General features: G+C 51.4%; 14 protein-coding genes. 12 read left to right on the forward strand and 2 right to left on the reverse strand.

What is annotated here, in order from left to right; translation table 11 throughout:
• Positions 1 to 32: 32 nt before the first annotated feature.
• The gene (locus tag PsAD13_RS23975; RefSeq protein WP_063290304.1) at positions 33 to 947 is read right to left on the reverse strand and encodes a hypothetical protein; all 915 of its coding nucleotides are present in this window, start codon (positions 945 to 947) and stop codon (positions 33 to 35) included.
• Between the two features lie 208 nt (positions 948 to 1155).
• Between PsAD13_RS23975 and PsAD13_RS23980 the strand changes: the two genes are divergently transcribed.
• Both PsAD13_RS23980 and PsAD13_RS23985 read left to right on the forward strand, forming a co-directional pair.
• The gene (locus tag PsAD13_RS23980) at positions 1156 to 1959 is read left to right on the forward strand and encodes a creatininase family protein (protein WP_063291094.1); all 804 of its coding nucleotides are present in this window, start codon (positions 1156 to 1158) and stop codon (positions 1957 to 1959) included.
• Positions 1960 to 2073: 114 nt separating this feature from the next.
• A complete protein-coding gene (locus tag PsAD13_RS23985; protein WP_063291095.1) occupies positions 2074 to 3315 on the forward strand; it encodes a radical SAM protein in 1242 nt (413 codons plus the stop codon).
• Between the two features lie 103 nt (positions 3316 to 3418).
• On the opposite strand, the gene PsAD13_RS23990 is transcribed toward PsAD13_RS23985, so the two are convergent.
• Entirely contained in the window at positions 3419 to 3769 is a 351-nt protein-coding gene (locus PsAD13_RS23990; RefSeq protein WP_063291096.1) for an ArsC family reductase, read from the reverse strand.
• A gap of 313 nt (positions 3770 to 4082) precedes the next feature.
• Between PsAD13_RS23990 and PsAD13_RS23995 the strand changes: the two genes are divergently transcribed.
• From PsAD13_RS23995 to PsAD13_RS24035, 10 genes are all read left to right on the forward strand, one after another.
• Entirely contained in the window at positions 4083 to 5663 is a 1581-nt protein-coding gene (locus tag PsAD13_RS23995; RefSeq protein ID WP_057461861.1) for an ABC transporter substrate-binding protein, read from the forward strand.
• Between the two features lie 82 nt (positions 5664 to 5745).
• Positions 5746 to 6726 carry an ABC transporter permease gene (locus PsAD13_RS24000; protein ID WP_057461862.1) on the forward strand — a complete coding sequence of 327 codons (981 nt, stop codon included), beginning with the start codon at positions 5746 to 5748 and terminating at the stop codon, positions 6724 to 6726.
• A gap of 21 nt (positions 6727 to 6747) precedes the next feature.
• A complete protein-coding gene (locus tag PsAD13_RS24005; protein WP_063290307.1) occupies positions 6748 to 7710 on the forward strand; it encodes an ABC transporter permease in 963 nt (320 codons plus the stop codon).
• 12 nt (positions 7711 to 7722) lie between these two features.
• Positions 7723 to 9450: an ABC transporter ATP-binding protein gene (locus PsAD13_RS24010; RefSeq protein ID WP_063312904.1), complete on the forward strand. Its 1728-nt coding sequence runs from the start codon at positions 7723 to 7725 to the stop codon at positions 9448 to 9450.
• 122 nt (positions 9451 to 9572) lie between these two features.
• Complete coding sequence (locus PsAD13_RS24015; RefSeq protein ID WP_153040957.1) at positions 9573 to 10373, forward strand: TetR/AcrR family transcriptional regulator; 801 nt, start codon at positions 9573 to 9575, stop codon at positions 10371 to 10373.
• A complete protein-coding gene (locus PsAD13_RS24020) occupies positions 10360 to 10827 on the forward strand; it encodes a VOC family protein (protein ID WP_084404807.1) in 468 nt (155 codons plus the stop codon). The genes PsAD13_RS24015 and PsAD13_RS24020 overlap by 14 nt, the downstream gene beginning before the upstream one ends.
• A gap of 263 nt (positions 10828 to 11090) precedes the next feature.
• Positions 11091 to 11552, forward strand: a complete 462-nt coding sequence (locus tag PsAD13_RS24025) for a hypothetical protein (protein ID WP_063303529.1) — start codon at positions 11091 to 11093, stop codon at positions 11550 to 11552.
• A 12-nt stretch (positions 11553 to 11564) separates the two neighbouring features.
• Positions 11565 to 11723, forward strand: coding sequence for a hypothetical protein (locus PsAD13_RS27885; protein WP_161831226.1), 159 nt, complete (start codon positions 11565 to 11567; stop codon positions 11721 to 11723).
• Between the two features lie 48 nt (positions 11724 to 11771).
• On the forward strand, positions 11772 to 12137 hold the full coding sequence (locus PsAD13_RS24030; RefSeq protein ID WP_063291103.1) for a hypothetical protein: 366 nt from the start codon (positions 11772 to 11774) through the stop codon (positions 12135 to 12137).
• Positions 12138 to 12182: 45 nt separating this feature from the next.
• Positions 12183 to 13292 carry an aminotransferase class I/II-fold pyridoxal phosphate-dependent enzyme gene (locus tag PsAD13_RS24035; RefSeq protein ID WP_063303530.1) on the forward strand — a complete coding sequence of 370 codons (1110 nt, stop codon included), beginning with the start codon at positions 12183 to 12185 and terminating at the stop codon, positions 13290 to 13292.
• Positions 13293 to 13377 lie beyond the last annotated feature (85 nt).

A 13377-nucleotide genomic window follows, 5' to 3' on the forward strand; every position in this document is an offset into this window, starting at 1 on the left:
CGACCTATCATAAGATTGATCTCACGCCCACCTTATTGAACAACAGCCGTATTGAAGTTTTTGTTGACTGGATGATTGCATGGAACCGCAGTTCCGGCACCATCAATATCAGCACCACATACCTTTGCGTTGTCTTGATAATCCAAGAGCTGATGCCCCCAACCTAAAACTGTACTTCCAGGCATGTTCGGAACCACCTCGCCAGTCAGAACAGCGCGGGAGGCCGCAATGGTCTCAAGCATTCTTGCCTTCAAATCTTGATCATTGCCAGATCCAACAGCTAAATTACAGGCTGCCTGTACAGAACGTAAAGGACCACCTATAGGAGTGGTAATCTTCGTATTCCAAAGATAATCCATATCGGCAATACGCCCAAGAGCTTCATGTTCGCGAGAGGGATCTATAAACGCGAAGTCAGCACCGCTAGTATACTGAGCATTCGCAAAACTCGCATCATCTGAACCAGAAAAATAGCCGCTTCTCGGCCAGCCAACAATTCTCTTAGTCCCAGGGAATTTCGTTCCAACTTCATCAATCAGGCTGTGCCCTGACACCCCAGTTGCAGCCGAAGAGCATGAAAAGAACACAAGCTTATTGAAGTCGGCGCCAGTATCCCTCGCTGTCTTAAGATGTTGAGCAAAAGCGTCTTTAGCAAATGGCCCAATACCATCACAGTTGCCATGGGCAGTTGCAATCAAATCATCAACCTGAGTAATATTTGCAGGCCCAGAGAGCTGGATAACTGCGCCGTTATCTTTCATGTAATAAACATTATCGGCACCTAGATTATTCTCAGTCCAAATTTGGTTTCGAGAATTTGTAAATCGATCACAATAGGTTGAAGTAATCAGAACACCCGTAGCAGCTCCCGCTTCACCAGCCATCACCCCGGCCAGTGCCAGTGCAACACCCCCAAGCAGTCCTTTTCGTGTTTTTCTGGAAAACATAATCGGCTTCTCCTTTTTATTGTTAGCCACCAAGAAGGACGGGGCACTGCTCTTCACGTGAGCCATTAGCCCCAACTGCCAGTCACCAGAGTAAACGCCTTCCTACCCACTACCTCTGAAAAACCGGAGCATCCCACGCCCTCCCCCCATGACGTCCGCGCTCCAACGCGCTACTCTGCATGCAAGACAACAAGCACCGGGAAACCACATGAGCGACCTGCCCCGCCGTTTTTGGCATGAGATGACAACAACTGACTTCTCTGAGAACGACACCAGCGACTGGATCGCAGTGTTGCCGATTGCGGCGATTGAGCAGCATGGCCCGCATCTGCCGGTCTACACGGACACCTGCATCGCGGAAGGGCAAGTCGCTCGCACGGTTGAGCTGTTGCCCGATGATCTGCCAGTCACATTCCTCCCCGTTCAGGCCGTCGGCAAATCAGATGAGCATCACTCGTTCCCCGGCACGCTCAGCCTCACATGGGAAACTGCCGTCAAAGCCTGGATTGAGATTGGGGAATGTGTTGCCAGAGCAGGCATCCGCAAGCTGGTGCTGGCCAACTCCCACGGCGGCAACTCACCACTGATGGACATCATCACCCGCGAGCTGCGCCTTAAGCACAACATGCTGGCCGTGGAATCCAGCTGGCTCCGCTTCGGCCAACCGGAAGGCCTCTATGCTGAGGAAGAGTTCACCTACGGCATTCACGGCGGAGATATCGAAACCTCCATCATGCTCTCCTTACGTCCTGATCTCGTACGCATGGATCACGCCACAGACTTCACCTCTACCCAAACCGACCACATCAACAAAGATGCCTACCTGCGGGCCCATGGCCGCCATCAATATGGTTGGATGAGTGAGGACCTGAACAAGACCGGTGCCCTCGGCAATGCGGCGCTCGCCACAGCAGAAAAAGGCCACTCCTCCCTCACTCACGCCTCTCAGGAGTTCATCAAACTCCTGCGCGATGTGCAACGTTTTGATGTGTCATCCTTCAACAAAAGCTAGATCATACCTTCAATTAATGACGTAATTTCAATGCGGTAACACCTCATAAAAATTCCTCTTGCTATAAATTGTCATTTATGACAGTTTATTCAAAACAAACACATGAGGTTGGCAATGAAGATCTGTCTCATCAAAGCATCTGCACCGAGCTATTTTAAAGACTACAAGAAAGCGCGTGGAGGCCCGCCTCAGTCCATCTTCTCAGCTGCGGCAGCAACCCCCCGCCATTTTCAGCTGGAGATGCATGACGAAACCATCAGGATGGTCGATCCCCGCAAGGTGACTGCCGACCTCGTGGTGCTTTTCTTCGCAACCCCGGATGCCAACCGAGGCTACGAGCTCGCCGCAGCTTTCTCGGAAAAAGGCAGTCAGGTTGTGATCGGCGGCCTCCACGCCACCTTCGTGCCAGAAGAAGCCAGCGAATATGCAGATGCGGTGATGACAGGCGAATGTGAAAACGTCTGGGATGAGTTGCTACAGGATGCGCAAAACCGCAGCCTCAAGCCAAGATACACCGGCACCTACGCCGACATGTCCAAGCTTAACCCATATCCGCGCCATCTCATCACCGCAGAGCAGTATGGCTGGGAATGGTCCGTGCTGGTCAGTCGCGGCTGCAAACACCACTGCAGCTTCTGCCTCATCCCCGGCATGCTTGGCAAAACCCGCTATCGCCCAATCCCCGACATAATCAATGAGATTTCCGAAATGGAAACCGATTGGGTCGAACTTCACGCCGACCACCTGACGGAGGATCGCGAATACGCTTTGGAATTATTCAAAGCATTAGAAACGCTCAAGATTAGATGGGCAGGCGAAACCACTATTCGCATAGCAGATGATCCGGAACTTCTGGAAGCCGCAGCAAGGTCCGGCGCCAAGTACTTGCTCATTGGAATAGAAACCCCGTCCAAGGCAGCACTCAAGCGTGCAGGCAAGGGTTTTGTAAAACCTGAAAACTTAAAATCTCAAATTTCTAACATTCATACACATGGAATTATTGTCGACACCACGGCTATTTTTGGCTTCGACGAGCATACACCAGAAATTTTCATCGAAACCGCCAAGTTCTATCATGACATAGGGGTAGATATTACCGCACCGGCCATCGCCATCCCCTTCCCTGGCTCCCGCTTCTACAAACAGCTGGAAGAGGAGGACAGATTGCTCTCTGACAATTGGGGAGAATTTGATGGTGCCCATGCGGTCTACCAGCCAAAAAACATGTCCTGTGAAGAGCTTGAGGCGGGTGCAGAAGAATTCTCGCAGCATTTTTACTCAATGTCGCGGTCAGCTTCGAGAAAACTTCGTCAGATAAAAGATTTCGGGTTGGCAACCACGCTTCAGATTACGTGATTGCCAGCGCCTCATACCATAGGAAGGATGGCTAAGCCTAAAGGATCCCAACCCTTAAACTTTACCGTCCAATTAAGGAGAGCTTAGAACAGTTTAACTGTCTCTACAGCTCTCCTTTTTCCAAAATTTCACCCCACAAAGACGCATCAAATCCAAGCAAAAGCTGTTTTCCACCAATAATAAGTGGCCTTTTAATTAATGAAGTTTCCTGTGCCATCAAGGCGATAGCGCTAGCCTGGTCCGTGACACCAGCCTTGGTTTCATCATCCAATTTGCGCCATGTGGTACCGCGTTTATTCAAAACAGCGTCCCAACCGAATCGTTCACAGGCCTCTATCAGTGCATTTTCATCTGCACCATCTTTCTTGTAATCGTGAAAATTGTAGTTGATTTTAGATTCATCCAGAAGTTTACGAGCCTTGCGAACACTGTCGCAATTGCGAATACCATACATAATCAACAAGATCAGAACCCTTCATTTCCTCATCATTAGATGAAATATACTCATCTTAACGTTAGTGCGTCTCTCAACTGACGCGCATTAAACCGCAAGAAATACATCCCTTAGCACCTGAATACGCTATGAAATTGCGCTGCGCCCACATTAATTCCTCGTTTCAACTACGCAATGCCCCCTAGACGCATTCATTCATATGGGTAATATCACTAAGACGCCAGAATCCGCCTAATAAGTGGTCGGCGAAACCAGAGGGGCCCTGCAGAACAATTAATTTTCTGCATGAGGGGAAAAGGGGAGTTAATTTAGAATGCGTTTAAAGATTGCATCCGCTGCATTGGCAATGACGCTTGCTGCTGGAACTCAGGTAAATGCTGAAACGCTGAAGTTCGCATTTCAAGGTACATACAATCAGCTAGATCCATACAGCTTGAACGAAACATTCACCATGGCCATGCACGGCAATGTGTATGAAGGTCTCGTTCGCCGTACAGCTGATCTCCAGATCGAACCTGCACTTGCAGAAAGCTGGGAAGTTATTGAACCAACCCGCTGGCGCTTCCACCTGCGCAAAGGCGTAAAGTTCCACAACGGCAACGACTTCAATGCTGACGACGTGGTTTTCTCTGCAAACCGTGTTCGCGCTGAAGGCTCTGACCTGACAACCCGTATCGCAGCGGACGTCAAGGTTGAGAAAGTAGACGACTACACCGTTGATTTCGTCCTGACAGGCGTAAACCCTATCCTGCACTCCGAGTGGTCCACTTGGTACATCATGGATAAGGAATGGACTGAAGCAAACAACGCTGTAAAAGTGACAAGCGCTTCTGACACCAATCCAAACTATGCATCTTTGAACACAAACGGCACCGGCCCGTTCAAGATTGCAACGCATGAGCCAGGTGTAAAAACCACTTTCACCGTAAACGACGGTTGGTGGGACCAGAAGGTACACAACCTGACTGGCGTTGAGTTCACTCCAATCGGATCTGATGCAACCCGCGTTGCAGCTCTTCTTTCCGGTGAGCTGGACATGGCGTTCCCGATCCCGGTACAGGACATCAAACGCGTGGACAGCAATGCGGGCACATCTGCACTGACCGGTCCTGAGCTGCGCACCATCTTCCTTGGCTTCGACCAGAAGCGTGATGAGCTGACCTACTCCAACATCAAAGGCAAGAACCCGTTCAAGGACGTTCGCGTTCGTAAGGCGTTCTATCAGGCAATTGACGTTGATGCGATCAAAGCGAAAATCATGCGTGGTCTGTCCGAGCCAGCTGCTCTGATGATCTCACCATTCCTGTTCGCAAACTCCGGTGACTTCTCTCGCTACCCGTACGATCCGGCAGCTGCGAAGGCACTTCTCGCAGAAGCAGGTTATGCAGACGGCTTTGAAGTTGGCATGGACTGCCCGAATGATCGCTACGTCAACGATGAAGCAATCTGTCAGGCAACTGCAGCATTCCTTGCGCGCGTAGGCATCAAAGTAAACCTGAATGCACAGCCTAAAGCGAAGTACTTCGCTAAGATCCTGGCATCTGGCGGCTTTGACACGTCCTTCTACATGCTCGGTTGGACCCCAGGTTCATTCGACAGCTACAACGTTCTGCTCAACCTCAACAACTGTCGTGATGACAAAGGTGCTGGCGGACCATTCAACCTCGGTGGTTACTGTAACCCACGTGTTGATGAGCTGACAAAAATGGTTCTCTCCGAAAACGACGAAGAGAAGCGTAACAGCATGATCTCCGAAGCCTACACAATCCTGAACAACGAAGTATCTCACATTCCACTGCATCAGCAGGGTCTGGCTTGGGGTGTATCCGACAAGGTTACTCTGAAGCAGCGTGCGGATAACGAGTTCCACTTCAAGTTTGTAGTGAAGAACTAAGTTGACGACTTAGCCAATAAAATAATAGCCCGGCGCCCTAGGCGCCGGGCGCCTCTATTCTCAGGAACAACTATAAAACACCATGTTTGGCTTTATTTCCCGGCGTATCGCCATGGCTCTCGTGGTCATGTTTGTCGTAGCCTTAATCTCCTTCCTGCTCTTCCGCTTTGTTGGAGATCCTGTAAACCAGATGGTGGGCATTGAGACCACCCCGGAACAGCGTGAAGCCTTGCGCCAGCGCCTCGGTCTGAACGACCCTGTTCTCGTTCAGTTTTTCCGTTATGTCCTGGGCGCAATCCAGTTTGACTTCGGTAACTCCTACCAGTTCAAGCAGCCTGTGGCAGACCTGATTGGTCGCCGTCTGCCTGCAACTCTGGAACTGTCCTTCGCCTCTGCAATTTTTGCATTGCTGCTGGGCATTCCAATGGGCGTTTACACCGGTTTGAACCGCGACTCCTGGCTCTCAAAGATGTTCCTGTCGGTATCTCTTGTAGGTATCTCTTTGCCAACATTCTTTATCGGCATCCTGTTTATCTTCTTCTTCTCAGTCACACTGCAGTGGCTGCCAAGCTTTGGCCGCGGTGAGGTCGTTGCCCTGGGGTCTTTCTGGGACACAGGCTTCCTAACCATCAGCGGTCTGAAGGCCATCATCCTGCCGGCAATTACGCTTGGGCTGTACCAGATGACCCTCATCATGCGCCTGATCCGCGCTGAGATGCTGGAAGTGATGCGGACCGACCACATCAAGTTCGCCCGCGCTCGCGGTTTGCCGAACCGGTCTGTCTATTACATCCACGCTCTCAAAAACACGATGGTGCCTGTGATCACCATCACCGGTCTGCAGCTCGGCTCCATCATCGCCTTCGCGATTATCACCGAGACCGTATTCCAGTGGCCGGGCATGGGCATCCTCTTCCTGCAAGCCGTGCAGAACGTGGATATTCCGATCATGGCAGCTTACCTGCTGCTCACCGCTTTCATCTTCGTGTTCATCAACCTCATCGTAGACATTCTCTACGTCGTGATTGATCCACGCCTGCGCACCGAACGCGGCCGCGCATAAGAAACGGTAAGGATAATAATCATGACAGATAACACACCAACCGTTTCCGGCAGTGAGGCTTCAGAAGCCCCGCGCTCCGCAATGGCCCGCTTCCTCGACAGCGACTTGCTGCACAGCTTCCTCAGCTCCAAGGTGACAGTCCTCGCGGCCTTCACCACGGTAGTGCTGATGCTCGCAGCCCTGTTTGCTCCGCTCGTCGCACCGTTCAACCCGTTTGATCTGGCTCAGATCAGCATCATGGACGCACGCATTCCACCGATTGGTATGGAATGGTCCGACCCACGCTACCTGCTGGGCACAGATGATCAGGGCCGCGATCTGCTCTCTGGCATCCTGTACGGCATGCGCATTTCTCTGGCAGTGGGCTTCCTGTCTGTGGCATTTGCCGCAGTCCTCGGCATCTCCCTCGGCCTGATTTCTGGTTATGTCGGTGGCCGCACAGACGCGATCATCATGCGTATCGCAGAAGTCCAGCTCACCTTCCCGGCCATCCTGCTGGCACTGCTCATCGACGGCATTGCAAACGGCATCTTTGGCAACATCGATCGTGAGACCTGGGCAATCTGGATTCTAACGTTCTCCATCGGCCTGTCATTCTGGGTGCAATACGCACGTACAGTTCGTGGCTCTACATTGGTGGAGAAGAACAAAGAGTATGTTCAGGCCGCCCGCGTCATTGGCATTCCGGCATGGATCATCATGATCCGCCACGTGCTGCCAAACGTGCTTGGTCCGGTTCTGGTTATAGCAACCATCAACCTTGCTCTGGCAATCATCACAGAAGCAACCCTCTCCTTCCTTGGCGTTGGTGTTCCATCAACACAGCCATCTCTGGGCACCCTGATCCGCATCGGCAACGACTTCCTGTTCTCAGGTGAGTGGTGGATCGCGATCTTCCCAGGTCTGGCGCTCGCGATCCTCGTGCTGGCAGTAAACCTGCTGGGCGACTGGCTCCGCGACGCTTTGAACCCGAAACTGCGCTAGGGAGGCCAGACCATGAGCATCTTAGATATTCGCGGCCTCACTGTTGAGTTTCCGAGCCGCAAAGACGTCTTCACAGCGTCCCGTAATGTCAATCTCTCCGTAGACGCCGGTAAAATCCTCGGCGTGGTTGGAGAAAGTGGCGCAGGCAAGTCCACCGTCGGCAACGCCGTCATCGGTCTTCTGGAAAATCCGGGCCGGATCGCCGAAGGTGAAATTCACCTCGACGGCAAACGTATCGATAACCTTGCGGCTGAAAGCATGCGCAAACTGCGCGGTAAGCGCATTGGCATGATCTTTCAGGATCCGCTGACCTCTTTGGATCCACTCCAGACCATCGAGTTCCAGCTGGTCGAAACCATCCGCCTGCACCTGCCGCTCTCCAAAGCAGAAGCTCGCGCACATGCGGTTGATCTGCTGGATCAGGTTGGCATTCCAAATCCGGAAGAACGCATTGCGCAATACCCGCACCAATTCTCCGGTGGTATGCGCCAGCGTGTTGTGATCGCTCTCGCTCTTTGCGCAGACCCGGAAGTTGTCATCGCAGATGAACCAACAACCGCGCTCGACGTTTCCATTCAGGCTCAGATCCTGAAGCTGATGAAGCGTCTGTGTGAAGAGAAGAACGTGGCGATGGTCGTCATCACCCACGACATGGGTGTGATCGCAGACCTCACCGACCACGTTGCGGTGATGTACCGGGGTGATCTGGTTGAATACGGCGAATCCAAGCAGGTATTGGGCGCTCCAAAGCACCCATACACCCAAAGCCTGATCGCCGCCGTTCCGCGTCCGGACGTAAAAGTACATCGCTTCCCGCAGGTCGATTACATTGAAGGCTCAGCAAAGCCCTTCAAGCAAATCGACATCGGCACCCACTGGCTGGGCAAGGCGCGTGACTACAAATCTGTCGATGGCCCACTGCTTGATGTAAAAGACATCACCATGAAGTTCCTCACCAAGGACGCATGGATTTCTAAAAACAGGCAGTACTTCACCGCTCTGGATAAAGTTAGCTTTGACATCCATGCAGGGGAAACCTTTGGCCTCGTGGGCGAAAGTGGTTCCGGTAAATCAACCATGGCCCGCGTCATCACTGGCCTTTACCACCCGGCAGGCGGCACCGCCCACTTTGCTGGGCAGGAGCTGACCAGCCTGAAAGACAAGAAGCAGGTTCTGGCAATGCGCCGCCAGATGCAGATGATCTTCCAGGATCCGTTCTCCTCCCTGAATTCCCGCATGCGTGTGCGTGATATTGTGGCTGAACCAATCAAGTTCCACAAACTCGCCAGCACCAACAGCGAAGTGAACCAGATCGTTGATGACCTTCTGGAGCACGTCGGCCTTGGCATCGCAGCAGCAGCCAAGTTCCCGCACGAGTTCTCCGGCGGTCAGCGCCAGCGCATCTCCATTGCCCGCGCCCTGGCGACACGCCCTCGCTTCTTGGTTTGTGATGAACCAACTTCCGCGCTGGACGTATCCATTCAGGCACAAATCCTCAACCTGCTCAAAGACCTGCAGGACGAGCTGGGCCTCACCATGCTGTTCATCAGCCACGACCTCGCGGTCATCCGGCAGATGTGTAACCGCACCGGTGTTATGCGCCATGGCCAGCTTCTGGAAGTTGCGGACACCGAAGACCTCTTCGACAAACCTCAACACGCTTACACCAAGGAACTCCTCTCCCTGATGCCAAGCATGGACGGCCTGTCCCGCCAAAATCTGGAAGAAGAACTGGCCTAACACCACTCACATTCTAAAGACCACAAAGGGCCCCCAGCGGGCCCTTTTCTTTTGCCTGCAGAACCGACAATCCAGCCACTTAAATGTGATGCACCAACCTACATCTCAGGCAAGCTCGAACCTTGAGTTCCATCCAAAAATCAAATATGGAATATTATTCGAATTATATTCCAGAATCAAAAAACGATGGAACCAACCTCATGCAACCTTCTGGCAAGCAGCAAAAAACCAGAGTTCGCGAAGAAGCAATTTTGGAGAAGGCGCGAGAAGTCGCTATTGCTGAAGGAGTTGGCGCCCTGAAAATGCCAGAACTTGCCAAGCTATCGCAAGTCTCCGTCGGCACTCTCTACCGCCACTTCGAAAGCAAACAGGACGTCATAGCCGCACTGGCATCCCAAGCCCTTGATATCCGCCATCAAAAACTAAAATTAGTAATCGATCAATTTCAAGAGCCTGAAATGCGATGCCTCGGCGTGATCATGTTGGACTTTCTTTTCAACATCGCCCATCCAGACGTGTTCCAAATAGAAATGCAATGTGCCTCACCTTCTTTCTGGCAGGAAACTCATAATATCAGGCGTCACAATCATCAGATTGTAGCCTCAGATCTCTCTTCTTTTCTGGAAGAGCTCTGCTCAGAAATCTCTGGAACCACCACCGACCCCAAACACCTGACAACCGGTCTCTGGGCCTTCGTTTCAGGGATCTCGTTGGTTTGGTATGGCATGCCCCACGATCAGCCAGACAATCTGGAAGACGCCCTCGCCTTTCTCAGACCTCACCTCATGAATTTCATCAAAGGATACGGGCTGCCGTCCTCTAACACCCAGCAAACTCTAAACCAGCTCGAACAGCATTTTCTCGCAACAAAATCCCAATGGCTATGGACTCTGAAAGGAACAACAACAAATGACGTTCATTAAGCAATGTATGATCGCCGTTCTGTCACTATTTGGCGCGCAGTTCGCAGCTCAGGCAGAACCAACTCAGCCGGCCATTTACATGGTCACCCTGCACACAGCAAACTTCCCTGAGATGAAAGCTTTCTTCAAAGACAAAATGAAGATGAAACTGATCTCAGAAAATGGAGAGTTCGCGGAGTTCAAATCCAACGGCCTCAGGCTGTCACTAGCCAGTCATGAATACCTCAGTTCCTTCCTGAACGCTGAAACACTCAATGGAATCCGCACGGGTTCAGGACTGGGCATCGGCTTCGAATATGAAACCACAGCGCAGATTGATACCGCATACGATGCCCTCTTAGCCAACGGCGTTAAAAGCATCGCTGCACCTGCCCAGCAGCCCTGGGGCGAATACACCGCCTTCTTTGCAGACCCCGACGGGAACGTTCACGAGCTGGTTGCCGACACCAAATAAAGCTAGCAATTCAGATACAAAGGGGCCCAAACGGCCCCTTTTCTTTTGCCTGCACGCAATATGATAAGTTAACGCACTCTCACAACCTCTAATTCAATAGCGCTTAAACTCTCAGGCAACCACTTCAGCTTGCATTACCCTAGCAAGCACATCCTTCTTCCACTTAACATTTTCATTAAGACAGCCATCCCTAAGCTCTGCTCATCCGAAAGGATACAAAAGCGACTAATGCGAACTCATTTCGATCAGAGCAGGCTAAAAATATGAAAAAGACAACTGCCGCCGTCGCAGGCCTTGGGCTCCTCGGCCTCGCGACCTCACCGGTCTTTGCTGAAAATAACGATACAACTGCTGAAAACTCTAAAGTCGAGTTCTCCGACTTGTCACTCGTCAGCGGGCAACCTGACGATGGTACCTGCAAAACACGCTATACCGAAGGTTACACGACCACTCACAAAGGCAAAACTGACGAAGGCCATACCCAGCTTGAATCTCATAAGGGCCATGACATTCTCGTCACGGAGTCAGATGGAACTGTTGGTGAAGGCATTTACACGATGACCAACAGCTATGAAGTCGTCTTTCCGGAGAGCGAGGACAAAACTCCCGTAGAAGTCACAATGTTTGCGTCTGGCCTTATCGGAGAAAGCCCGATTGTTGGCGTGTTTTCTGACGGCACTTGCCGTGGTCACATCACCATTCATGACGCTCAAGATAAATCCTAGGAGGAGGCTCCCATGACTGATCTGAACAAACTACACGCCGCTGCGCAAAACCCATTCACTCACAAAGCAATCACACCAACACAAAAAGCAAAATGTGGTTTTTTCCCTGGCGGTTTTCCTTTCGAAAAAATCGAAAACAAAACTGAAGTAAACACAGAAAGCAAAGACTGAGAGTTTCCCAAACTCTGGTTAATCAAGCAAACATCGGGAGCCTAGAACATGGACTGGTATTCCTCAGAACGCATCTTCAATGAAAATGGCCGCAAGAAAATTGAGGCCCTCGATCTGGAATGTGTCTTTGACCAGCTCACGGCTCCCGTTGCAGATGGAGGTTACGAGTGGCCAAGGAAGGAAACACGTACAGCAGTCAATGACTATCGCAAATTCTTGATTGACTCACTCGAACTTGAGGTCAAATACAAAGGTGATTATCCGCAGGACGCCCGAGCATGGCCTTCCAAGGCCGTAGACATTGTCTGGCACACACACATCCTCTTCACCGAAAAGTATTTTGAAGATTGCGACGCGATATTTGGTCATTACCTTCACCATCGCCCGCAGATCCCACCACCGGTCTACGAATAAGAACGACAGTTTCTCAAATCGTTCTCAATACGGGACACCCATACTGTGCCCTTCTCTCCCTCTGATTTCTGCCAGGCTGCACAACACCAGAGAACCTCGTTCGATCTGGAAAAATTCATTGATTATCGAAGCCCACAACTTGAGGCGCCAGAAACACGCCCTAAGGCTCTGTTGCAAATCGACAAGTGCATTCAGCGCAATGTCTCAAAGCTCAATCTGTCCAACTACAACATAAAAGCAATCACTGAGTTGGAGACAACACTCAGGGATAAAAACAATCTGCCTGACAGCTGCTCAACTATGCTCGGCAGTGGTATCAATACCTTCCTCGAGGAACTCTCGCTCGCATTCGCGAAAGGTCGACCCGTCCTCCTGCCTGAGTTTGATTACTTCCTCTTTGACATCACGCTAGAAAAGCTCAGCATCCAGTCCAACAAGTTCAAGCTCACAAATGGTGGACACTGGGACACTGCCGACGCTTTAGCAAAGCTGCAAGAACACGACCCGGCAATCACCCTGCTCAGCACGCCCAACAACCCCACATCCAGAACAGCCCCGGTGGAGTTCATCGAAACGCTCGCCACCCATACAAATGGTCTCGTTGTCATCGATGAAGTTTATCACTTGTTTGCAGATGATCCGCACGCCCTGTGTCGCTTGCTGGAGACACACGAAAACTTCGTCCTCATGCGCAGCATGTCAAAGGCAGGTTATGCGGCAACTGGTTTTGGCTATATCATGGGCAACACCAAGATCATCAGTTGCCTCAGGCAGCTCAAAGGTGGCACGACCATCTCTCCACTCAACGTGGCGGCTGGCAAAGCTCTGATTGAAAACCATGACCTGCTTGCAGCACACGTCAAATCCTGCTGCCGATGGCGCGATCATGTAAAGAACAGCGTCGAGCAACACACCGCTCTCTCCTGCCTGCCCAGCGAAACAGACTTCTTGCTTATCGAAACACCGGCAGGACAAGCAGATGCATTCACCACCCATTTAATCGAAGCTGGCATTCCTTGCATCAGCTACGCACCAATGCCTCAGCTCACCAACTGCATTCGGGTCATGCCTTCCAACATATCTGACGCAATCACTCTGTGTCACTTCCTTCAGAAACTTAATGATCTGGCAGAGGGAGTTTTGCAAAAAACCTAGGCTTTCTGCCAAATGATTGCGCTGTCAAATAATGAACATAGTTTCGATTATACATAGCAGGTTCGCGCCTTCTAACTCCGTGAAC

The sequence above is a fragment of the Pseudovibrio sp. Ad13 genome, assembly GCF_001623225.1.
Taxonomy (GTDB): Bacteria; Pseudomonadota; Alphaproteobacteria; order Rhizobiales; family Stappiaceae; genus Pseudovibrio.